Origin of the sequence: Synechococcus sp. MIT S9508 (assembly GCF_047303045.1) — a bacterium.
Taxonomy (GTDB): Bacteria; Cyanobacteriota; Cyanobacteriia; order PCC-6307; family Cyanobiaceae; genus Synechococcus_C.
Genome location: NZ_CP138941.1, coordinates 944514 through 967440, shown reverse-complemented (window position 1 = coordinate 967440; position 22927 = coordinate 944514). Strand labels below are relative to the sequence as shown.

Sequence of the window (22927 nt, the reverse complement as noted above, 5' to 3'; positions counted from 1 at the left end):
GCCACTTGGAGGAGGTGATCCGGGTACGACGTTTGAGCATGCGCAGCGGACTACGTCTGCTGCGGGTTGCCAGGACAGTGGGCGACCTCTGTGCCAGTGACCAGGTGTCCATTGAGAATCTGGCCTTTGCTCTTCGTTTCAGAAGTTTCGATGTTGCTCAGCCATGAAGCTGACCAAGGTCCAGGCGACATCAGGCTCAACGGCTCATCGAGCTGACCTGGGATCATCCCGATAAGGCTGAGGTCCGATGGATGGAGGAACAGTCATCTTCTCTTCTCTGGGATTTCCCATGGCATGGGAAAGGGTTTCAGCCATCCAGGAGCGGAATGCATTGAGTGAACGACCCATGGTGTTGATTCCTCATCTCTTCCTTCAGTCTCGACAGGACAGAGGAGGAAGCCAACAGGCCGAAATACGGATTTTCGGCCCTTTTCCAAAAACTAAAACTGCACCAACAAAGAACTAGATGTTGATCGACTCACCGGCCGAAGCTGATTCAGCGACGGCGGCGACGCTGCTGAGCTTTGCGCTTGTACTTCTCGATCGGTGTTTCGTGGTGACGCAAACGCTTGAGATCAGCGAAGATTCCAGCCTTGGAGACCTGACGCTTGAAGCGACGCAACGCCGATTCGATGCCTTCGTTTTCGCCGACCGTGACCTGAGTCATTCAACAAGCAAGAGATTTCCAGCGCACTAACCTAGCAAGTGACCTCAAGAGGTCTATTCGGTTTCGTCAGGGACAGCTGTCTCAGCCGCACTGCCTGAGTCCGACTGCACGCCATCGCGGTACACATAAAGATGTCCGAGGGTGCGCTTGCCGTATTGACGGCGCATCAGCCGCCAGCCTGGCTCGAGCTTCAGCTGAACGAAATTGTTGCCGAAGCCGCCTGCCCGAGCCACTAAAAAAGTGGGTTCCGATGGATTGCGCGTGGGCAGAGCCATCAACTGAACGTCATTCGCTGACTTGATCACCGTAAGGCGATAGCTGGTACCCAGGTCGTCAGCGCCGATGCGCAGCGAATAACCGTTGCCGTCGATATAGCGATTGCAGATACCCGTGAAATCAAAGGTTGCCAGCAACGGATCCACCACCCCCGGAGCCACGCCACTCACCGAGTAACAGGGACGAGCACTCGTGCGTTGCTCGTAGATGTTCAGCTGGGATCGTTCACCGGAACCGATCGGAGCAGAGACCAAAACAAACTTTGTTGCATCGACCTCAGCGGTCGTGAACAGGGAGCCCTGAGCACGCACCGAAGAGATAAGTCCTGTGGCGACAGTGGCACCGAAAACCGAGAGAGCGGCAGCGGCGATCCGTAAACGGGCCATCGAAGCAAAAGAATGTATCTGGATCGTAAAAGTGCCGAGGCTCTTCGGCTGCCTAGATCAGGCCGGTTTGTTGAGTCGAATCGCAACCAAAAGTGACCCAATCGTGGCCGGGAGTGTCAGCCCGAGAATCCATCGGGTGAGCGTGACACCAAGATCAGGATCGCCATAGGCAAGTTCGAACACACTTCCTGTGGCAGCGATGCCGAGAACACAGGCCAGGGCCAGGAACAGCCCTGCAAGGGGTTTCATCGGCATGGCATCAGGGGATGGAACGCACGTCTGTGGACTGGAAGCCGTGGTCCTTGAGCTCCTTGAGGAGTCCGTCTTTGTCGGTGACCCGATCGACGAACAGCACCCCATTGAGATGATCAATCTCGTGCTGAATGCAGCGGGCCATCAGGCCATCGGCTTTCATCGTGCGCGGTCGACCCATCTCATCGCGAAAACTCACCTGCACCGCGGTGGGTCGCACCACATCCAGATAAACCCCAGGGATACTCAGACAACCTTCTTCGTAGGTGTCTAGCCCTGCACTGGAGGAAATGATCTCGGGGTTGATCAACACCAGGGGCGGTGTGCTCGGGGTTTCCGGATCGAGATCGATCACCAGCAACTGCTTGTCGACGCCCACCTGGGGAGCGGCCAGGCCAATGCCACGGGCCGAGTACATGCTGCGCAGCATGTCTCTGGCCAGATCCCTGACCGTTTCATCAACCTTGCCGACACGGCGGCCCTCAACCCTGAGCGCTTCAGCACCAAGTTTGTGGATGTGAAGCGGAGGAGAATCCAGAGGCTTCTTAGGCACGGCCACTGAAGAACTGGTCTTCTCGGCGGATCGTGCCAACTGGGCGAAGCTCCTGGCCAAGGTCTCAACCTGAATCAAAACTGTGCTGATCTTAGGCAGTCTTCCCATTTGGATCCGATTGCAGCGATGAGCAGCTCTCAGCCCCTGTCCGCGAAGACCGCCCTCGGACGCCTGCCCGTTTTGAAATCACCACGGATTCTGGGCAACTGGGTTCTCTGGCTGGAGCAGCGACCTCATGAGAAAGGACGGACCACAGCCATGATCCGCCCCTGGCTCCAGACCGATGCAACAGCGAAAGAGCTGACGGCAGCACCCGCCAACCTGCGCTGCCGCATTCATGAATACGGCGGTGGAGCCATGGCCGTGGCCCTGATGGGAGACAACCTGCTACTGACCTGGATCGACGACGGCGACGGCTGTCTCTGGCAGCAGACCTGGCGTGGATTGGGCAGTGAGGATTGCGCAGCCCTCACAGCGAAACAACCGATTCGCATCAGCGCACCAGGCTCATGGGCCCTTGGAGGAGGCCTGATTGATCAGAAACGGCTGCGCTGGTTGGGAGTGATGGAGTGCAACGGCCGTGACCAGCTGGTGAGCGTTGCCCTGAATCAGAGCGATCAACATCCCAAGGTGCTTCACGCAGCCGATGATTTCGTCGGCTATCCGGCGCTCAGCGCGGATGGAAGCCAGCTGGCCTGGGTGGAATGGCGACAGCCCGCCATGCCCTGGGATGCCAGCGAGCTTCGTTGCACCTGCCTCTCGCCAGAGGGACAGCTGATGCAGGTGCAGACCCTGGCCGGGAGCCGACCGGATGCCGAGCAGGCCATCTCCGTATTTCAACCCCTGTGGCAACCCGACGGCAGCCTGATCGTTGCCGAAGACAGCAGTGGTTGGTGGAACCTGATGCGGCTTGCCGATCCCGCCAGCGGAAAGCGCAACTGGGAGCGTCCCTGGCCCATGCAGGCGGAAACCGCCATGCCCCAGTGGGTGTTTGGGATGAGCACCAGTGCCTGGGATGGCGAGCAGTTACTGGCAGCGATTTGCTCTGAAGGTCGCTGGGAGCTGAAGCAGCTGAGAAGCGACGGCACGATCCTCAACCTGGATCAGCCCTTCGATGATCTGGCCGATCTCCATGCCGACGCAGGACGGGCCGTGGTGATCGCCAGCAGCTGCCAGATCGGCCAGGGTCTGCTGGAGCTGGAGTTGAGCACCGGTTATTGGCAGCACACTCCAGCCGGCGAGGCCGCACTACCAAGCGAAGCCATCAGCAGCGCCGAACCGTTGTGGTTTGAAGGCGCTGGCAACCTGCGCACTCACGCCTGGTACTACCCGCCCCTGGGTGGAGCCAGCAGCGAGACGCCCTTACTTGTAAAAAGCCACAGCGGACCAACCGCTATGGCTGGCCGCGGCCTCAACCTTGGCATCCAGTTCTGGACAACCCGAGGCTGGGGAGTGGTGGATGTCAATTACGGAGGGTCCACCGGATTCGGGCGGGCTTACCGGGACAGACTGAACAGCGGCTGGGGGGTCGTGGACGTCCAGGACTGCGCCGCCGCTGCAATGGCTCTTGTGGAGGCCGGCCAGGCCCATCCGCACAAGATCGCCATCGAAGGAGGTAGCGCCGGTGGATTCACCACCCTTGCCTGCCTCTGCTTCACCGATGTGTTCCGGGCAGGAGCATGCCGCTACGCCGTCAGCGACCTCACCTCTCTGGCTTCGGAGACACACCGCTTTGAGGCCCGCTATCTCGACTCGCTTGTGGGGGCCTGGCCTGAGGCGCGGGCCCGGTATGAGCAGCGCTCACCGCTCCAGCATGCGCAATCCATTCGCTGCCCAGTGATCTTTTTCCAGGGTCTGCAGGACAAGGTGGTGGTGCCGGAACAAACGGAACGCATGGCCGCCGCTCTAAGCAGCAATGGGCTTCCTGTCGAGGTGCAGACCTTTGCAGAGGAAGGTCATGGCTTCCGCAACAGTGCCGTGAAGGTTCAGGTTCTGGAGGCAACGGAGCGTTTCTTCCGTCGTCAGCTCGGGCTCTGATTCGCCTGACCGTAGTGAAGGCCGCGGAACTGGGCATGCACCGCTTGCATCTGGTGCGTGGAGAGCAGCGGGGGCTCCCCCAGCTGCAGAGCCTGCAGATACATCCGCGCCAGGGTCTCCACCTCAACCGCCACTCGTAATGCGGACTCCAGATCTTTCCCCAGCGTCACCATTCCGTGCCTGGCCAGCAAACAAGCATTGCGTTGGGCCAGAGCATTCACCACGTTGTCGGAGAGTTCCTTCGTCCCGAAAGTGGCATAGGGAGCACAACGGATCTCATCACCACCAGCTACGGCAACCATGTAGTGAAATGCAGGAATGCCGCGGTCATGGCAGGCCAATGCCGTGGCATGAATCGGGTGGCAATGAAGCACCGCCATGGCTTCGGGGCGGCAGCTGAGCACATCCGCATGAAGGCGCCATTCCGACGACGGTCGCCGCTGCTTCTCTTTCAGGGGTTGTCCAGACAGATCCATTGCCACCAGATCACCAACCTCCATCTGTTCATAAGGAAGGGAACTGGGAGTGACCAAAATCCCCTCATCAATCCGAACCGAGAGGTTGCCGGAAGTGCCCTGATTGAGGCCTGTGCCATTGATGCGGCGCGCCACAGTCACCAGCTGTTGCCTCAGCACTTGATCATCGAAGCGATCAGCCACAGCCATACAGACTCTTCAGCCCCTCCTCACTGGCATCCGCCACACCCCGATCGGTAATCAGCGCAGTGACAAGCCGGGCAGGAGTCACATCAAAGGCAGGGTTGAAGCCATCACTGCCATTGGGTGTGAGCTGCACCTGAGCCAGAGTGCCTGCCGCTGGTCCATCGAGCAGACGGCCCTGAATTGCCGTGACCTCCTGGGGGGAGCGGGCTTCGATCGGGATCTCCGCCACCCCGTCATCCAGGCTCCAGTCAATGGTTGATGCGGGGAGCGCCACATAGAACGGTACCGCGTTGTCATAAGCCGCCAGGGCCTTCAGATAGGTCCCGATCTTGTTGCAGACATCTCCACGGCGGGTGGTGCGATCCGTTCCCACAATCACCGCATCCACTTCACCGTTCTGCATCAGGTGACCTCCAGCGTTGTCCACGATCACGGTGTGGGGAACTCCTTCTCTGCCGAGCTCGTAGGCCGTGAGCGATGCACCCTGGTTGCGCGGTCGGGTCTCATCCACCCATACATGAAGATCAAGACCGGCGCGTCGGGCCTTGTAGATCGGGGCTAATGCCGTACCCCAGTCAACCGTGGCCAGCCAGCCAGCATTGCAGTGGGTCAACACCTGAAAAGGCTTGTTTTTGCGGACTTCTGGCCTGGCCGCCGCGAGCCGCTGGAGGATCTCGAGGCCGTGGTCACCGATGGCGGAGCACATGGCCACATCCTCATCAGCGATCAAACCGGCCTCCTCCCGAGCGGCAACTGCCCGTTTCGCCGGAGGCAACGCCAACACACGATCACGCACACGCTCCAGCGCCCAGCGCAGATTCACAGCTGTGGGGCGCGTGGCATTGAGTTGGTCAAATGCCGCCGCCAGGGCTGCATCACTGGCGTCATTCTGCAAAGCCAGCATCAGGCCATAGGCACCGGTCACCCCGATCAACGGAGCGCCACGAACCACCATGGTGCTGATGGCCGCAGCCGCCTGCTCACAGCTGCTGAGGGAGCGGGTTCCGAAGCGATGGGGTAACTGGGTCTGATCAATCACCCAGACCGAGCGACCGTCCGGTTCCAGTCCGATGGTGCGCCAGGCCTGGCCATCAATATTCATCCGGATCGCGTCGATAGACCTGGGCCAATCTGCCTGTCCGCTTCACAGCATCCCCGCGAAGCACTCAACCCGTGATGGCAGCGACTCATGGCCAAGGCCATGCCCATGGCTCAGGAATTGTCACGGAAAAATGTGATCACGCCCTGCAGCTCATCAGCAAAGCGATCGATCTCCGCCATCGTTGTGATGAAGCTGAGGCTGGCGCGGGCTGAACCGGTGACTTGATAGTGGCGGTGCAGTGGCTGACAGCAGTGATGTCCGCTGCGAATGCAGATCCCAGCAAGATCGAGCATGGCGGCGATGTCGTTCGCATGAACACCATCCACAAGAAAGGTGGCGAGAGCACCACGACCAGGCTGTTGCTGAGGCGTTGGGCCAAGAATGCGCAGACCGTCAATCGCCTGCAGACGATTGAACAGATGCCACGTGAGTTGCGCTTCCCAAGCGGCGATGTTTTCAAGACCGATCTGCTCGAGATAGCTGAGCGCAGCGCCCATGCCCACGGCCTCACCAATGGCGGGCGTGCCGGCCTCGAACTTGTACGGAAGATCGGCCCAGGTGCTGTGATCCAGATGCACGTCCTGAATCATTTCTCCACCGCCAAGGAAGGGCGGCATCTCCTCCAGCAGGGCTTCTTTCGCCCAGAGGAAACCCATCCCGGTGGGTCCACAGAGCTTGTGCGATGAACCCACCAAGAAATCAGCTCCCAAAGCCGACACCGAGGTGCGTTGATGAGCAAGGCTCTGACAGGCATCCACCAGTACCAATGCACCGGCTGCATGTGCTGCCGTAATCACCAGCTCCAGAGGGTTAGAACAACCCAGGGTGTTGCTGATGTGCACAAGGCTGACCAGTCGTGTGCGATCGCTGAGTTTGGAACGGAAATCGTCAACATCCAGTTCACCTGTTTCGGTGACCCCGACATGGCGCAGAACACAGCCCGTTCGCTGAGCCAGGAGTTGCCAGGGCACCAGGTTGCTGTGGTGCTCCATCAATGTGAGAAGAATCTCATCCCCTTCACGCAGATTGGCGTTACCCCAGCTGCGGGCTACGAGGTTGATGGCCTCCGTGGCATTGCGGGTGAACACAATCTCCTGAGGACCAGCTGCTCCGACAAAGGCGGCGGTGGTGGTGCGTGCCGCCTCAAAATCCTCGGTGGCCCTGGCACTGAGCTGGTGTGCACCTCGATGCACATTGGCATTATCACAGGCGTAGTAGGCCTGCATCGCTTCGAGAACTACCCGGGGTTTCTGGCTCGTGGCGGCGTGATCGAGATAGATCAGAGGGTCGCCCTGAGAGGATCGCTGATCAAGAATCGGGAAATCAGAACGAGTCCGTTCCGCTAGAGAGACGCCGGTATCACGAGACAGTGTGGTCATAGGGGTCGAGAGGGGTCAGCGATCGCTCCGGAAGCCATCCAGGCCTTGGCAGCTCCTGGCAGGCGATCCACCACTTCGCAACAGAAACCTCTGAGTAGCAGCGCAGCTGCTTCGTCGCCGTCAACTCCTCGACTCCGAAGGTAGAAAAGTTCCTCCTGCTGCAGCTGGCTGATCGTGGCGCCATGTGCACACTTCACATCGTCGGCAATGATTTCCAGCTCAGGCTTGGCGTCAACACGCGCACGCCGCGACAGCAGCAAACTGCGACTGAGTTGGGCTGCATCCGTCCGCTGTGCCGCTCTGGGCACCTGAATAGCACCGTTAAAAATGCTGTGGGAACGATCAGCCGCAACAGCTTTCTGCAACTGATCAAGCTCACCCTCAGGACCACCGAAACGCATGCTGCTGTGCGTCGCGAATTGTTCGTCAGCTGTTGTCAAAGAGAGGCCATGGATCCCTGTGGTGGCCTGACCCTCTAGTTGCAACACACGCGGTTCGAGGCGTCCGAATCTCCAACCTCGACAAACACTGGTCAACGCATAGTGGCTGCGAGGCTCCTGTTCGATAGCAAGGTGAGCCATCAGCGACGCGTCACCGTTGCCACTAGCAAGAACACCGTGATTCAACCGCGCGTCTTGCCCCAGATGCACCTCCAGCACATGGCTATGAGCGCATTGCCCATCAGATGATGAAGATCCTGATGGGAAGACCTCCAGAAGCTCCAGCTCCGCATTCGACTCCAGCAGCAACAACACCCGGGTGGCAGTCAGACCAGCCCCGGTGGCAAGCACAAGTTCCAGATCGGAGACCTTGCCGCAAACCCGCAGAGCGAGAACGTGCTGGCTGTGAGCATGATTGAGCTCAACGGGCCAGGCCTCGGAGCATCCGCAGTGATACAGGGTCTGGCCGAGGTGACGATTCAGCTCAGCATCAGTGAGAGGGGTCATGCCCTCCGGAAGCGAAACACCGTCCAGAGGATCCATCTGTCCTCCGAGCACCAGCCGCGTCACACCATCTGACACCTCAGGCATCAAGGGGTTGGAGGTCTCGCTGACCTCGGGAAGTGTGGCTAAAACCTCAAGACGTTTGAGATCGGTGAGTCGCCAGGCTTCCTGTTTACGAGTGGGCAGTCCCAGCCGTTGGAGGGCTTCCCGTCCTCGCTGCTGCACCGGTGCCAGCACACTGCTCACCATGATCAGGCCACTTCCTCGGCAGCGAGCTGCTTATCAACCCAGTCGTAGCCAGTTTTCTCCAGCTCGATAGCCAGATCACGGCCGCCGGTGCGCAGGATGCGGCCGGCGGCCATCACATGCACGTAATCGGGTGTGATTTCATCGAGCAATCGCTGGTAATGCGTGATCAGGATCGTGGCGTTCTGCTCACTGGAGAGCTGATTCACACCACCAGCCACGATGCGCAGAGCGTCGATATCCAGACCGGAATCGGTTTCATCCAGGATCGCTACCACCGGTTCCAGCAGTGCCATCTGCAGGATTTCATTGCGCTTCTTCTCACCACCGGAGAAGCCCTGGTTGACGCTGCGCTCGAGGAATGCAGGATCCATCTGCACCACCTTGAGCTTCTCGCGCACGTGGTCTTCAAAGTCAAAAGTGTCGAGTTCTTCCTGACCCCGCTTTTCGCGGCTCGCGTTGGTGGACACGCGCAGAAATTCCAGATTGCTGACGCCGGGGATCTCAACTGGATATTGAAAGCTCAGGAACACACCAAGCCGAGCACGCTCTTCTGCCTCCAGTTCGAACAGGTCTTCTCCGCGGTAACGAACACTGCCGCCGGTGACCTGATAGGCGGGATGGCCGGCCAGAACCTTGGAGAGGGTGCTTTTTCCGCTGCCGTTTCGGCCCATGATCGCGTGAATTTCACCGGCTCTGATCTTCAGATTCACGCCTTTGAGGATGGGTTGATCCTCTACAGAGGCATGCAGATCATTGATGTCGAGAAGAAGCTCAGCGTCGGGGCGAATCACAGTTAAAACAGAACAGGGAAGATGATCGTCAGAAATTGAGCCTGAAAGGCGGGTTCAACCAACAGACCCTTCAAGCTTCAGGGCAAGAAGTTTGTCGGCCTCGGCGGCGAACTCCATCGGCAGCTGGTTAAACACATCACGGCAGAAACCACTGACCATCATCGAGACGGCCTCCTCGAAACCGATGCCGCGGCTCTGCAGATAGAAGAGCTGATCTTCTGAGATTCGGCAGGTGCTGGCCTCATGCTCCACTGCAGATTCAGGCTGCTGAGAGCGGATATAGGGATAGGTGTTGGCTGCAGCTTGATCTCCGATCAACATCGAATCGCACTGGCTGTAATTGCGCGCACCTTTTGCCGCAGGTCCGATCTGCACCAACCCGCGGTAACTGTTACTGGAATTGCCGGCACTGATCCCTTTGCTGACGATGGTGGAACGAGTCCGTGCACCGATATGCACCATTTTTGTGCCGGTATCAGCCTGCTGTTTGTTGTTGGTGAGCGCTACTGAATAAAATTCACCAACAGAATCTGCCCCCTGTAGCAAACAACTGGGATACTTCCAAGTAATCGCTGAACCAGTCTCCACCTGAGTCCAGCTGATGCGACTGCGTGCGCCACGACACTGACCGCGTTTGGTCACAAAGTTGTAGATACCGCCAACGCCGTTCTCGTCACCGGCGTACCAGTTCTGAACAGTGGAATATTTGATCGACGCATCATCAAGGGTCACCAGTTCGACCACCGCCGCATGGAGCTGGTTGGTGTCGAACATCGGGGCAGTGCAACCCTCGAGGTAACTCACGGAGGCACCTTCTTCAGCCACGATCAGGGTGCGCTCGAACTGTCCAGTATCTCCTGAATTGATCCGGAAATAGGTGGAAAGCTCCATCGGACATTCGACACCTTTGGGAATGAATACAAAGGAGCCATCACTAAAAACAGCGGAGTTGAGAGCTGCAAAATAATTATCGTTACTCGGCACTACAGAGCCGAGATATCGCTCAATCAACTCTGGATGTTCTTTAACAGCTTCACTAAAGGAACAGAACACAACGCCATGCTCAGCAAGCTTTTCCTTGTAAGTGGTGGCAATCGAAACACTGTCGAAAACGGCGTCAACAGCAACATTGCTCAGGCGTTTCTGTTCACTCAGAGGAATCCCAAGTTTGTCGAAGGTCTCAAGCAGCTTGGGGTCAACTTCTTCGAGTGAGCTCTTTTTAACCTGCTGCTTGGGAGCTGCGTAATAAACGATGTCTTGATAATCAATCGGGTCGTAACCCAGCTCAGCCCAGTCAGGCTCTTCGAGTGTGAGCCAATGCCGGAAAGCCTTGAGACGGAAGCGAAGAAGAAACTCAGGCTCTTCTTTCTTGCTGGAGATGAGTCGCACGATCTCCTCGCTGAGGCCCTTGGAGATCTTTTCAGTCTCAATATCAGTAACAAAGCCGTACTTGTACGGCTGGCTAACGAGATCTCGCGTGGAGGTGGACGTCATGAGCAAAGAGCTCCCGTCAGGTCGTTTCTGTGACGGGCCAGCTCCTTTAGAAATATGGCCAGAACATCACGATCGCCAAAAAAGAAAGTGCTGGTGCGTTTCGCGCCGGTCTCAGCGATATTGCGAATAACGTCCAAGCTCTCCATGGTTGGCTCTTGATTGCCGGCGAGGGCTTCAGTCATGGCGGCGAACGTTGGCAAGAGTGTCGAAGCCAGGGAGATACGAAACAAAATGGTTTCGTATTTGGAGCCTAGAGCACGGATCCATCACCCGACCATGTGACCATTGTGACGGACGTCGGTTCTAACCGGAAAACCCTGCCGGCGCGGCGCCACCAGGAAACAATGACCAGACAGGCACCACCTCCACCTGGGTCAGGTCGTGATCGACTCGGCATCCAGAGCCGCTTTTAGGAACCGTTAATTCAGGCGATCACCCAATGGAAGCCTGGAATGACATCAATGGATGCACGCCGTTCTCACCATCAGAGGCGGTTGCCACCCTGATCCAGTGCGAAGAATCAAGAGCAAGCAGTTCGGCGGACGTTGCAGCGACCAAGCCTTGTTCTGAGATCGTTCTCCACGCCTGCCCGGCATGACCCAAGGCAATTGGCGCGTTCCCGTGGCATGGTGAAACCATCACCCCGATCTCATGGGCGCGTCAGCTCAGGCTCCCACTCGTGAAGCAACGCTCACCTTGCTCCTGCGGCAGGGTGAGATCAGTGCTGGTGCTCTGGCCAACGAACTGGGGATCTCGGTTCAGGCGATGCGCCGTCATCTGCGCACCCTGGAAGAAGAAGGACTGGTCGAAGCGAGCTCGATTACGGCTGGACCGGGTCGGCCTTCCAACCAATGGAGACTCACGCAGCAAGGCCATCAACACTTTCCAGATGGCAGCGACACCTTTGCGCTGAATCTGCTCGAGTCGATGGCGACAAGCCTGCCGCCTGAGACCTTGGCAACCCTGCTCGAACGACAGGCCCACGAGAAAGCACATCAGTACAGGCACCAAGTCGGCGAAGGACCGCTTGAACAACGCATTCGCAGATTGGTCAGCCTGCGCAGCAATGAAGGGTATGTCAGCGAAATGGTGCAAGCGGAGAACGGGCACGGCTGGTGCATCAATGAATTTCATTGCTCAGTCCAGAGAATCGCTGAAGAATTTCCAGCTGTCTGCGACCAGGAACTTCAACTGATTCGGATGACATTCCCTGACTGTCGGGTGGAAAGAGTGCACTGGAGGCTGGAATCAGGACATTCCTGCGGTTTTCAGATCAGCCCATCAGGCGCGATGTCCAACGAATCCACACCCGGATCCCACCCGTGAGCATTGATCCAGCGCCGGTTTCAGGCCCATTGGACCGGCAGCAGATCGAACGCATCGACGCCACGCTTCTGCCCGCCGTCGACCGCCACCTTCTGCGGCTGCAGGCCCACTGTCTGGCGACGTTTCAGCAGATCGCCATGCCGCTGCAGCAAGGGCCTTTGCCAACGCGGGATCACTGGCAGGACTGGTGTGATTGCCAGCCTCAGCTGGCCAACGATGCGGAGTTCCGGGAACAGCTGATGATGCAGTTCACGGTGATTGCGAGCCAGCTTGAAGAGCTCGCCAGGCAGCTGCAGCTCACTCCACTCGAGCTCCATCTCAACGATTTGATCCAACACGCCGAAGCAAACAGCCGTCAGCGCTTGTCGAGCTTTGAGTGAACCGATTGCTGGATGCACTCCGAACATCGCGAAGCGATCGCTCTCCTGCGATCATCCAAGAAAGACCGTCCGCAGCCGATGACCCTGGACATCCCCGACGCGCCGACATTCTTTCGACTGAGCTGCGGAAGCTGGCGTTCTCAACGGAGCGTGCATCACCTTTTGCACCGTCGCAGCGAAGCAGGCGGCTCGCTCATCGTGGTCGAAGACCTGGAACTGAATGATGAACGTTTGCTGGCCATGGCACGCCAGCACCAGCAGGATCCTGGACTGATCATTGGCGGCAGCTACGTGCGCTGGAGCGCCTCGATGGCATGGGACCGCAATGGCGATGCTCACGACGGTGAAACCTGCTTCGCGTTGATCGGAGACAGTGAGACCGCTCGCTCCGGCACCATGCTCCGGGATCAGGGCTACGCAGAAAAAGCGCCAGCAACGTCGACCTTTGAGATGGACGACCGGGATGGGCTGATTCTCTGCACGAGCTACGAAATGATGACCGTCTGGGAACGCTTTAGTTTCTCCGGCCCCGACGTGCGTATCCGTTCCAGCACCGTTGAGGGACTATCCAATAACGCGTCCTTCTGCGTGGAAACCAGGCTCAAAAACGACAGCTCAACCACCGGCTCGCAAGGGATGACAGCGCTCGTATCACCCTTCGGCTGGTAAGTGTCTTCTGTTACGGACTGTGAGTAGGCAGGAGGCCGCAAGGGAGTGTGATGACTCCCACTTATACGATCCAGCCAGTGTGTTCCGACTCGAGTGGCCATTCCTCTTCTTCAGTACGCACCAACCACGCAAAACAATCGCGTCGCAGCTCTAAGCGTTGCTTCTGAAGAAACCCAGCGTTCCCTTCAGATGGACATCTCGATGGACGCTGACAACATCGAGACGGTTATCGAGTCGGCTTACCGCCAGATCTTCTTTCACGCGTTCAAGAGCGACCGCGACAGCTTCCTGGAATCACAGCTGCGTGATGGGCAGATCACCGTTCGCGACTTCATCCGCGGGTTGTGTCTCTCGGACACTTTTAAAAGAACGTTTTACGGCTTCAACTCGAACTACAAAGTGGTTCGTCACCTTGTCCAGAAAATTCTGGGACGCAAGACCCACGGTCGCTCCGAGGAGATCTCCTGGTCGATTGTGATTGCGACCAAGGGCGTCGAAGGCATCGTGGATGCCCTTCTCGACAGTGAGGAATATCTCGACGCCTTCGGCTACGACAACGTTCCCTTCCAACGCAATCGCGTGCTTCCCGGGAGGGAGTTGGGTGAGACACCCTTCAATATCACCACCCCTCGTTACGACGAGTACTACCGGGGAATTCTCGGTTTCCCCAAGATCATCTACACCGGCAAAGCCAAGAGCCTTCCGGCACGCGCCAACCGCTCTCGCGGTGGTTTCAGCGAAGATTATCTGCCTTGGGTTCGAGGCATGGCCGTCGCAGGCTCAGCCTCTCCCGAAGGCAACCTCGAGATGGATTATCTCTCGAAAGTTCCTTACCGCAGCATCGGCCGCTGAATCGCGTCCCCAGGCGAAGATGTTGGAGCGGAGTCCCCTGTGGGGCTCCGCTTTTTTGTCTGCAGCGTGAGACCTGAAACGGATGCGGTCTGGGCAGCTCATGCAGTCAGAAGATGCTGACCACGAGCGATCCAGCTCCCTGAAAACGGGAACTTTCCAGCAAACTGATCCCAAAGAAACCCGGTAGCCCGACCGTGACGCAAGCCATCACATCCCTCGCCCGCATGACCCTGCGTCAGCTGCGTCAGATGGCCAGTGATCTCGGCGTTACTCTCTACAGCCGCAAGAGCAAGGAAGACCTGGTCTCCGCGATTGCCGAAAAGCAGGAACGTCGTGGCGGTGATCTCAAGGCCATCGAAGCGGAACTCAATCCACCCTCGCGCCCCTCGTCCGAGACCCGCGTTGTCTTCCTCCCCAGAGACCCCCAGTGGGCTTATGTGTTCTGGGAGATCTCAGACGACGACCGACGCCGCGCTCAAAGCGAAGGCGCCGCACACCTGAATCTTCGCCTGGCTGATGTCACGGGCCTGCAGGACGGCTCGGCGCACCCCCACACTCTCCAGGAAGTGCCTGTAGATAGTCACAGCACCGAGTGGTACCTGCCCGTTCCTCTCTGCGACCGCGACTACCGCGTTGAACTCGGCTTCCGCGCGGGCAGCCAATGGATCTCTCTGGCCTTCTCATCTGTTGCCAGGGTTCCGGCCCTCCACCCCAGCGACCAGATCCTCGATCAGTTTGTACCTTTCAGCCTCGAAACAGCTGCTCCTGCACCGGCACCAGTCAACACACCCAGCTTCGAGCCCACCGACAGCGGCTTACATGAGCGTCTCTATCAGAGTGCAACCACCCACTTCCGCAGCCGCCGAGTCGGTTCAGAAGTTCTGCACGAACAGGACTCACTCTCCGGGGATCAGCGTGGTCTCAGTGATTCCGGGGCTGGCTTATGGGCAAGCGGCCTCAATGAGTCCGGTCTCGGAGGAGTGGCCCCTCGCCAACGCACCTTCTGGCTTGTGGCTGATGCGGAGCTGATTGTTTACGGCGCCACTGATCCTTCCGCTCGCCTGACCATCGGCGGTGAGGAAGTGCCTCTCTCCAGCGATGGAACCTTCCGCATCCAGGTTCCCTTCCGTGACGGAGAGCAGACCTACGCCGTTGAAGCGATCGCTGCAGATGGTGAGCAGAAGCGCAACATCACGCTCAACTTCGAGCGCGTCACCCCTGAAGACAACAGCAACCCTGCCAGCGAAGCCAAAGCTGAGTGGTTCTGATCCTGTGAGAGTGAACCGAAAAGCCCTGCGCTGGACTGTGGCCATTACCCCCGTTGCAGGGGCCGTTGCATTCCCGGTTCTTGTACCTCTCACGATGGCAAAAGTCGGGATCGGTGCTGGTGTTGGCCTGGCACTCGTGCTCAGCAGCCTCTGGTTTGTAGGGATGTTGAAAACCTCTGAAATGCCTCACTGACGGATTCGTCAGCAAGATGTTGGGCGGTGGAACACTGCCAGCAGTCGAAACCCAGCAGGTACTGAAAAGGCTGCTGAAACATGTTCATCGACTTGGCTTATTGCCCCTGCTGACACCAGTGTTGCTGAGCTGCAGCCAGGCAGGCCAAGTGGTGGGAGCAGGCATCACTGATCTGCCCTTGCCGCAAAACTTCAGAGATTTCAGCGAATCTGGCTCAACTCAGACATTGATCAATCCAGGCGATGGCTTAAAAGAAATCTCACCCCAGCTCAAAGATCAATCACTGAACTGCGTTTCTGAAATCGTCGGCATGACCGATCTCAGGTCAGAATGCCGCGACGTGATGGGCCATCCCCGTGAGACTGCCACTGTTCCTTTTGGGCTTGGCCTTGCTGCTGCCCTCAACAGCTCAAGCCAAGCCAAAAAAGGTTCCTTTCCCGACCAGGGAAGAACTGCGTTCACTCCAGCTACTGGCCTATAGCTGTTCGCGCGCCAACGACCAGGAGAGCTGTAGCAAAACTCGCAGCCTTGCCGATCCGCTCATGGACAATCCCAGACTGTCGGCTGCCTGCAAAGACACCGTCTGGGAATTGGTGCAGGCCTCACAGGTGGTAACCACCAACAGCTTCCAGCGCCGCGACAGTATCGATCGACCGGCACGCCGTCTGACGTTGGTCTGTTCAGCACCCGAGAAACCGAAGCAACCTCCTGCACCAGCTAAGACTTAAGTGCTCAAACACCTTCTGTTCCTGCACACAAATAGAGAAGGCCGGGGTTGGGGTGATTGATCTCCATCACACTTCAGAAGCCTTGACGCCTGAAAAGTAGCTGCGACAACTGGTCGCGCCGACAACCCTGAACAGCATCTGGCGTGTAAGGGTTCCCGGTATCCGCTCCCGTCAGGGATGACCGCCTCCGCCTCGGCAGAACCCGCTCCAATCTTCGTGCGGCTCGAAGCCCCTTTCACCGACCAGAAGCCGGGCACCTCCGGATTGCGCAAAAGCAGTGCTCAATTTGAGCAACCGCACTATCTCGAAAGTTTCGTTGAGGCTGTGTTTCGCACCCTTCCGGGCGTGCAAGGAGGCACGTTGGTGCTCGGAGGCGATGGCCGTTACGGCAATCTGCGTGCCATCAATGTGATCCTGCGCATGGCCGCAGCCCATGGCCTGAGCAAGGTGATCATCACCACCGATGGCATTCTCTCCACACCGGCCGCGTCCAACCTGATCCGCAAGCGAGAGGCCATTGGCGGGATCATCCTTTCAGCCAGCCACAATCCAGGCGGCCCCAATGGCGATTTCGGAGTGAAGGTGAATGGAGCCAACGGTGGCCCCACACCAGGATCCTTCACCGATGCGGTGTTCGAGTGCACCAAGTCACTGGAGCGATACGCCATTGTTGAAGCTCCCGAGCTGAGTCTCGGGACTCCAGGAACGCACCACATCGGTGCCATGGAGGTTGAGATCATCGATGGTGTCGATGACTTTGTGGCATTGATGCAGCAACTGTTCGATTTCGATCAGATCAGGGATCTGCTGCGCAACGATTTCCCGCTGGCCTTCGACGCGATGCATGCTGTCACGGGTCCCTACGCCAAACGTGTCTTCGAGGATCTGCTGGGAGCACCAGCCGGCAGCGTGCGCAATGGCATTCCACTTGAAGATTTCGGCGGCGGGCATCCGGATCCCAACCTCACGTACGCCCACGATCTGGCGGATCTTCTCCTCAAGGGAGACGACTACCGCTTCGGTGCAGCCTGCGACGGTGACGGCGACCGCAACATGATCCTCGGTCACCACTGTTTTGTGAATCCCAGCGACAGCCTGGCCGTCCTCACGGCCAATGCCACGCTGGCTCCGGCCTATGCCTCAGGCTTGGCAGGCGTCGCGCGCTCCATGCCAACCAGCTCCGCTGTTGATGTGGTGGCGAAGGAACTGGGCATTGAATGCTTCGAGACGCCAACCGGCTGGAAGTTCTTCGGAAATCTGTTGGATGCCGGCCGCATCACGCTCTGCGGCGAAGAAAGTTTCGGCACCGGCAGCAACCACGTGCGTGAAAAAGACGGTCTTTGGGCCGTGCTGTTCTGGTTGCAGATCCTCGCAGTGCGTCGTTGCAGCGTGGCGGACATCATGAGCAGCCACTGGGAGCGCTTTGGGCGGCACTACTACTCACGTCATGACTATGAGGCAGTACCCACCGACGCAGCCCATGGTTTGTATGACCGTCTCGAAGGCCTCCTGCCTGGTCTGATCGGCCAACCCTTCGCCGGTCGCACCATCACTGGGGCCGACAATTTCAGTTACACCGACCCTGTGGACCAGTCGGTCACCCAGGGCCAGGGCCTGCGCATCCTTTTGGAGGACGGCAGCCGCGTTGTCGTGCGCCTCTCTGGCACTGGAACCAAGGGAGCCACCATCCGGGTGTATCTCGAGAGCTATGTGCCCAGCAGTGGTGATCTCCATCAGGATCCCCAGATCGCCTTGGCCGACATGATCAGCAGCATCAACTCGCTGGGGGAGATTCAGCAGCGCACAGGAATGGACTGCCCCACCGTGATCACCTGAGCGTCAGCGACGCCGCTGCCCCCGCCAAGTCGTCTTCTGCGAGCGATACTCCTCCTCGGATGCACTCTCCTGGAGCTGACGCATGCTCTCGATCGATGAGCCAAACAGCATGGCGGAGGCGATCACGACGCCTCGGAGATAAAGCAATCTGGTGCGAGGAATCTCGGCCGGTGTATTGCGAATGAATGTGCCGAGAAAAATCGTGAGGATGACGCCGATGCCGGTACCGATGAAGGAAGCCCAGAGCACCTTGAAACCGTTGAATCCAGAAGGCGCAGAGTTGCAGGATTGGGGCTTCAGATCGCGTCTCATGAGCTACTCAGTCTCGAGTCTTGCGTAGGCCCCAGCAAAGACTTGAGAACGACATAAAACACCGGCACAACGAAGAGCGACAGAACGGTGGCAATCAACAGACCACCAAACACAACTGCTCCGAGGGACGTCTGACTACGGGCGCCGGCACCACTGGCGAAGATGAGCGGCATGAAGCCGAATAGGGAGGAAATCGCTGTCATCAAGATCGGCCTGAGGCGGCAACCTGCGGCAAAACGAGCAGCCTCTAGTGCATCGGCACCAGCCTGCATCCGCTGATTCGCCATATCCACGATCAGGATTCCGTTGCCAGCAGCCAGGCCGATCAACATCACCAGACCCACCTGGGCATAGACATTGAGCACCTCACCCCGCAAGGCCAGGAAGGCGAGTGCTCCCAGCATGGCTGTCGGTACCGTCATCAGAATGATCAGCGGATCGGAATAGCTTTCGTATTGCGCCGACAGCACCAGATACACCGCCAGGATGCCAAGCGCAAAGATCACCACCGCCAAGGCACCGGCCTTCACTTCCTCACGAGAAATCCCAGTCCAGTCGAAGCTGAGGCCCTGCGGATTGATGGTCTCAAAGATCCCCTTCATCGCTGTAATCGCCTGACCAGAGCTCTTTCCGGCCGCAGGCGTCCCTTCGATCTTGATGGCTCGATAGAGATTGAAGTGAGGCACCACCGTGGGGCCAAGCGTTTCACGCACGCTGAAAAACTCCGCGAGCGAAATCAGATCACCGTTAGAGCTTTTGACGTACAAGGCTGAAAGGCGCTCGGGAGTCGCACGGCTTTCAGCATCAGCCTGCACGTAGACCCGACGCACTTTGCCCTCCTGAAAGGTGTCGTTCACATAGAGGCCGCCGAAATTGATGCTGAAGGTCTGCATGGCAGCTCCGAAGTCAACGTCAACCGCGGCCATGCGATCGCGATCCACCTGAATCTCGATCTGTGGCGATTCAGGAGCGAACAGCGTGTAGACACGGTTGAGATCGGGGTCTGCGTTACCCGCCTGGATCAGTCGCCCTGCCGTGCCATAAAAATCAGCCAGGCTGTAGGCCCCACCACTCTGATCGAGAAGCTGAAACTCGAATCCACCGCCAGTGCCATAGCCAGGGATGGCCGGAGGTTCAACAACAAACACCCTGGCACCATCCACCGAACGGGCAAGCTTTTGATTGAGCCTCTCCACGATCGCACCCACGGTCTGATCCCGTTGCTTTCGCTCGGACCAGTTCCTGGTGCCAAAGAAGAACAGGCCCTTGTTGGGACTGTTGCCATCCAGGCTTGCACCGCTAAACACTGATGCCGCAGTGATGTTCTTTTCCGTACGCAGTACGGCAGCCACCTGCTGGTTAATCGCTTCAGTGACCTGGGTGGAGACGCCCTCCGGCGCTTGCACCACGCCAATTGCATAACCCTGATCTTCGATCGGCACAAACCCACCGGGAATGGTCCGAAAAGCAACGGCCGTGAGCAGGATGCCGATGCCGAGGATGCTCATCACCAGTCGGCGACGACCGAGAGCCCACTCCAAAGCGGAGGCGTAGCGGCTCTCCATCACGGCATAAGCGCTGTTGAACTTGGCGAAAATGATCGGTGTGAACCAACCCAGGGTGAGGCCTAGAGCTGGATAGAGCGTTACTGGAATGACCCGACTGACCCCCACAAGAATCAAGCCGGTCATGGCTCCACCAAAGGTGAAAGGCAGTGTGACCGGTCGATCGATCAAGCGCCCCAGCAGCAGACCAATCAAGGCACCAACCGCCATCGGGATCAGCACCAGAGGTGCTCCAGCACCGACCACCAGCAATCCATACACAAAACCGATCACCGTGCCGGCGATGGCATAGCTCCGCCGTCCAGGATCCTTTGATTCACGCGCCAGCAGCAGTGCTGACAACATCGGTGAGAAGGTGAGAGCGTTGAAGGTGGAGATAGCGATCGAGAAGATCACCGTGGCTGCGAACTGTTTGTAAATCGTTCCCGTCGCGCCAGGAAAAAACAGAACTGGCAGGAACACTGCGAACTTCACCAGCGAGGTGGCGATGATCGCTGAGAACAGCTCGTCCATGGTGGCTTTCGCTGCCTCCAACGCCGTCATCCCCTCCGATTTTTTGGTGGAGGTGTCCTCGATCACGGTGATCGCATCGTCGACCACGAGACCCGTAGCCAGCACCAGACCGAACAGCGTCAGCTGATTCAGGGAAAAGCCGAAGCCAAGGACCAGGCCAAAGGTGCCGATCAATGCCACAGGGATCGCGATCCCCGGAACAAGCGTGGCCTTCCAGTTCTGAAGAAACAGAAAAAGAATCAGAACCACAAGCACCACCGCGTCCCGCAGGGAATTCACCACGCCCTGGATGGAGGCGCTGATGAAGTCGGTGTTGTCGTAGATCTTCTCCATCTTCATGCCCACAGGCATGGTCCTCTCAAAGTCGGCCAACACCTGCTTCACGCCATCGGAGACCTCGAGAGCATTACTGCCCGAGAGCTGATAAACAGCCAAACCAACAGACGGAACACCCTGAAGATCGGTCGCGCTGACGGCATATGACTCACCACCAAGTTGGACGCTGCCCACATCTCGGAGGCGCACCAAACCTCCCTCCTCAGCGGTTCGCACCACCATCTGCTCGAATTCCTCAACGCTGCGCAGGCGGCCCTGCAACTGCACGGTGAAGGTGAACTGCTGCCCTTTCGGGGAGGGCTCACCACCAACCTGGCCAGCAGCGACAAGACGATTCTGACTGGACAACTGGTTGACCACATCGCTGGAGGTGAGGCCAAAACTGGTGAGCTTGTCGGGGTCAAGCCACAGCCGAAACGCCAGTTTTCGATTGCCGAAGTAGGTGAGGTCGCCGACACCACTCACCCGCTTGATGGCATCGGTGAGGTTCAGATCCAGCAGCCCACTGATCGTCTCAGCGCTGTAGGTGATCTGGTCAGGATCCGCGCTGCCAAAGTTGTAAACGAGCAGAATCGAGTTGGACGCTTTATTGACGCTCACGCCGGCCTTGCGCACCTCCTCAGGGAGTTGCGGTTCTGCCAGAGCCACACGGTTCTGAACATTGACCTGGTTGATGTCACCGTTGGTGCCGCTGGCGAAAGCCACATCAATGGAGCTGACCCCGTCGGCGGAACTGTTGGACTTGATGAAGTCCATGTTCTCGACACCGTTGATCTGCTGCTCAAGAACACTGGTGACACCCTCCTCAACAGAGACGGCATCGGCACCGGTGTAGTTGGCCCTCACCTTGACGGTGGGAGGAGCGATGTCCGGGAGGTTTTCGATCGGAAGAATTGGAATCGCAATCAATCCCACGATCACGATCAGGATGCTGCAAACCGTTGTGAGAACGGGCCTGGTAATGAAATTATTAGAGGCGGACATGACTCAGTCGCTCAATTCTGCACCTTCACCGGCACACCGTGACGCAGGCTCAGAAGATTGCTGGTGATCACGTTCTGGCCCAGCTTCAAACCTTTGGTGACCGGATAGCGATTGTTCTGGAGGGCACCGAGATTGACCGGCGTTTGCAGCGCAAACAGGGTGGCGGAAGGAATCACGCCCCGGTCAATCCCCCGTTTGATCCTGGCCAGATCAGCCTTACCAGGCTGCGCTTCAAGCTCCTTGAGAGTGCCAAGACGGAACACAAAACTCTGACCGGACGTCTGCGTCACGGCAGCGAAGGGAACGGATGGCTGCTGACGGGAGTCGAGCTGAACCCTGGTCCGCAACCTCTGACCGTTGCGCAGCTTGCCATCTGGATTGGGAAATTGAGCCCTCACCAGAAGGGCCTGGGTTCCGGAGTTGATCCCAGGATCAACCGACATCACCGAGCTGCTTGCCATCACCTCATTGCGACCCGGAAGACTGAGCAACACCGGTAGACCAACCCTGATGCGACTGGCATAGGAAGACGGCACCTCCACCCTGGCCTCCAGGATGTTGTTGCGAATCAACTTGGTGAATGGGTCGCCATTTCTCACCACATCCCCGACCTGAACGGAGACGTCCGCCACTGTTCCAGCGATCGGTGACTGCAGATTGCTGTAAGCCAGCGTGGCCTCCTGAGCTCTGACCTCTTCTCGCGAGGCGATATAAATTGCGCGCCGCTGATCACGCTCTGAGGCTTCCGCGGCACCAAGCGGCACCAAAAATTCATAGCGTTTCAGCTCAAGCAGATCCTTCTGCTCTTTGGCTTTCAACCCGGCCAGTTTGGCCTGCTCCTGAGCTTGATCAAGGGTCATGAGCAACTGACCTGCAGTCACCCGATCTCCCTGAGTGATCTTCAATTCAATGATCCGGCCTGATGCCTGAGCCGCAAGCTGAACCAGATCGCCGGCCTCCAGGGTGCTGACTGTGTCGACATCCTCCGTGAACACAGCCTCGCGAACAGCGGCCTTCTTCACTTCTGGAAGGGGCCTCTGCGCATCGCCGCCCTTACCGCAGGCAGCGAGCATGAAGGCCGTCAGGACCAAGGGGATCAGGGGTCGGTTGAGACGCACAGTCAAGACTCTGTCGGTCGCATTATGACGGCGCTCTTGATGCCAAAGGCTCAAC

The 22927-nt window shown here is 58.2% G+C and carries 25 protein-coding genes; 10 read left to right on the top strand and 15 right to left on the bottom strand.

All coding sequences use genetic code 11. The features are described 5' to 3' along the window. Positions 1–14 precede the first annotated feature (14 nt). Positions 15–167: a hypothetical protein gene (locus SIB42_RS04875; protein ID WP_369818460.1), complete on the top strand. Its 153-nt coding sequence runs from the start codon at positions 15–17 to the stop codon at positions 165–167. A 37-nt stretch (positions 168–204) separates the two neighbouring features. Here the strand turns inward: SIB42_RS04875 and SIB42_RS04870 are convergent, their stop codons facing one another. The 5 genes from SIB42_RS04870 to def all read right to left on the bottom strand — a co-directional run bounded on the left by SIB42_RS04870 (position 205) and on the right by def (position 2194). After that, positions 205–348, bottom strand: a complete 144-nt coding sequence (locus SIB42_RS04870) for a hypothetical protein (protein ID WP_197459905.1) — start codon at positions 346–348, stop codon at positions 205–207. 148 nt (positions 349–496) lie between these two features. Further along, entirely contained in the window at positions 497–667 is a 171-nt protein-coding gene (gene rpsU, locus SIB42_RS04865; RefSeq protein WP_006043142.1) for a 30S ribosomal protein S21, read from the bottom strand. A 53-nt stretch (positions 668–720) separates the two neighbouring features. Beyond that, positions 721–1329: a DUF3747 domain-containing protein gene (locus tag SIB42_RS04860; protein ID WP_067096615.1), complete on the bottom strand. Its 609-nt coding sequence runs from the start codon at positions 1327–1329 to the stop codon at positions 721–723. Between the two features lie 57 nt (positions 1330–1386). Further along, a complete protein-coding gene (locus SIB42_RS04855) occupies positions 1387–1584 on the bottom strand; it encodes a hypothetical protein (RefSeq protein WP_067096618.1) in 198 nt (65 codons plus the stop codon). A 4-nt stretch (positions 1585–1588) separates the two neighbouring features. After that, complete coding sequence (gene def, locus SIB42_RS04850) at positions 1589–2194, bottom strand: peptide deformylase (RefSeq protein ID WP_067096758.1); 606 nt, start codon at positions 2192–2194, stop codon at positions 1589–1591. A 66-nt stretch (positions 2195–2260) separates the two neighbouring features. Between def and SIB42_RS04845 the strand changes: the two genes are divergently transcribed. Next, positions 2261–4171 carry a prolyl oligopeptidase family serine peptidase gene (locus tag SIB42_RS04845; RefSeq protein WP_067096761.1) on the top strand — a complete coding sequence of 637 codons (1911 nt, stop codon included), beginning with the start codon at positions 2261–2263 and terminating at the stop codon, positions 4169–4171. Here SIB42_RS04845 and SIB42_RS04840 read toward each other — a convergent pair. From SIB42_RS04840 to SIB42_RS04810, 7 genes are all read right to left on the bottom strand, one after another. Further along, positions 4156–4836, bottom strand: coding sequence for a class II aldolase/adducin family protein (locus SIB42_RS04840; protein WP_067096621.1), 681 nt, complete (start codon positions 4834–4836; stop codon positions 4156–4158). The genes SIB42_RS04845 and SIB42_RS04840 overlap by 16 nt on opposite strands. Next, entirely contained in the window at positions 4823–5935 is a 1113-nt protein-coding gene (gene mtnA, locus SIB42_RS04835; protein ID WP_067096624.1) for an S-methyl-5-thioribose-1-phosphate isomerase, read from the bottom strand. Before mtnA ends, SIB42_RS04840 begins: the two co-directional genes overlap by 14 nt. Before the next feature lie 110 nt (positions 5936–6045). Beyond that, positions 6046–7314, bottom strand: coding sequence for a SufS family cysteine desulfurase (locus SIB42_RS04830; protein WP_067096627.1), 1269 nt, complete (start codon positions 7312–7314; stop codon positions 6046–6048). Next, positions 7311–8507 carry a SufB/SufD family protein gene (locus SIB42_RS04825; RefSeq protein ID WP_067096630.1) on the bottom strand — a complete coding sequence of 399 codons (1197 nt, stop codon included), beginning with the start codon at positions 8505–8507 and terminating at the stop codon, positions 7311–7313. Before SIB42_RS04825 ends, SIB42_RS04830 begins: the two co-directional genes overlap by 4 nt. Before the next feature lie 2 nt (positions 8508–8509). Then, on the bottom strand, positions 8510–9298 hold the full coding sequence (gene sufC, locus SIB42_RS04820; RefSeq protein WP_067096633.1) for a Fe-S cluster assembly ATPase SufC: 789 nt from the start codon (positions 9296–9298) through the stop codon (positions 8510–8512). Positions 9299–9352: 54 nt separating this feature from the next. Further along, entirely contained in the window at positions 9353–10792 is a 1440-nt protein-coding gene (sufB, locus tag SIB42_RS04815) for a Fe-S cluster assembly protein SufB (RefSeq protein ID WP_067096636.1), read from the bottom strand. Next, positions 10789–10974, bottom strand: coding sequence for a hypothetical protein (locus SIB42_RS04810; RefSeq protein ID WP_156485229.1), 186 nt, complete (start codon positions 10972–10974; stop codon positions 10789–10791). The genes sufB and SIB42_RS04810 overlap by 4 nt, the downstream gene beginning before the upstream one ends. Before the next feature lie 469 nt (positions 10975–11443). Between SIB42_RS04810 and sufR the strand changes: the two genes are divergently transcribed. The 8 genes from sufR to SIB42_RS04770 all read left to right on the top strand — a co-directional run bounded on the left by sufR (position 11444) and on the right by SIB42_RS04770 (position 18044). Then, positions 11444–12118, top strand: coding sequence for an iron-sulfur cluster biosynthesis transcriptional regulator SufR (gene sufR / locus SIB42_RS04805; protein ID WP_067096642.1), 675 nt, complete (start codon positions 11444–11446; stop codon positions 12116–12118). Then, complete coding sequence (locus SIB42_RS04800) at positions 12115–12498, top strand: hypothetical protein (RefSeq protein WP_231856449.1); 384 nt, start codon at positions 12115–12117, stop codon at positions 12496–12498. Before sufR ends, SIB42_RS04800 begins: the two co-directional genes overlap by 4 nt. A gap of 78 nt (positions 12499–12576) precedes the next feature. Continuing rightward, a complete protein-coding gene (locus SIB42_RS04795; RefSeq protein ID WP_067096763.1) occupies positions 12577–13167 on the top strand; it encodes a phycobiliprotein lyase in 591 nt (196 codons plus the stop codon). 93 nt (positions 13168–13260) lie between these two features. After that, complete coding sequence (locus SIB42_RS04790; RefSeq protein ID WP_067096647.1) at positions 13261–14019, top strand: phycobilisome rod-core linker polypeptide; 759 nt, start codon at positions 13261–13263, stop codon at positions 14017–14019. Positions 14020–14213: 194 nt separating this feature from the next. Then, positions 14214–15287, top strand: coding sequence for a DUF4912 domain-containing protein (locus tag SIB42_RS04785; RefSeq protein ID WP_067096649.1), 1074 nt, complete (start codon positions 14214–14216; stop codon positions 15285–15287). Between the two features lie 10 nt (positions 15288–15297). Beyond that, the gene (locus SIB42_RS04780) at positions 15298–15480 is read left to right on the top strand and encodes a hypothetical protein (protein WP_197459906.1); all 183 of its coding nucleotides are present in this window, start codon (positions 15298–15300) and stop codon (positions 15478–15480) included. 356 nt (positions 15481–15836) lie between these two features. Beyond that, a complete protein-coding gene (locus tag SIB42_RS04775; RefSeq protein WP_231856450.1) occupies positions 15837–16208 on the top strand; it encodes a hypothetical protein in 372 nt (123 codons plus the stop codon). Between the two features lie 177 nt (positions 16209–16385). Beyond that, positions 16386–18044 carry an alpha-D-glucose phosphate-specific phosphoglucomutase gene (locus tag SIB42_RS04770; protein WP_067096654.1) on the top strand — a complete coding sequence of 553 codons (1659 nt, stop codon included), beginning with the start codon at positions 16386–16388 and terminating at the stop codon, positions 18042–18044. Between the two features lie 3 nt (positions 18045–18047). On the opposite strand, the gene SIB42_RS04765 is transcribed toward SIB42_RS04770, so the two are convergent. From SIB42_RS04765 to SIB42_RS04755, 3 genes are read right to left on the bottom strand one after another with little or no spacing between them, the layout of a single operon-like run. Beyond that, positions 18048–18356, bottom strand: a complete 309-nt coding sequence (locus SIB42_RS04765) for a hypothetical protein (RefSeq protein ID WP_067096658.1) — start codon at positions 18354–18356, stop codon at positions 18048–18050. After that, positions 18353–21754, bottom strand: coding sequence for an efflux RND transporter permease subunit (locus SIB42_RS04760; protein WP_067096661.1), 3402 nt, complete (start codon positions 21752–21754; stop codon positions 18353–18355). Before SIB42_RS04760 ends, SIB42_RS04765 begins: the two co-directional genes overlap by 4 nt. An 11-nt stretch (positions 21755–21765) precedes the next feature. Then, a complete protein-coding gene (locus tag SIB42_RS04755; RefSeq protein ID WP_197459908.1) occupies positions 21766–22827 on the bottom strand; it encodes an efflux RND transporter periplasmic adaptor subunit in 1062 nt (353 codons plus the stop codon). Between the last annotated feature and the right edge of the window lie 100 nt (positions 22828–22927).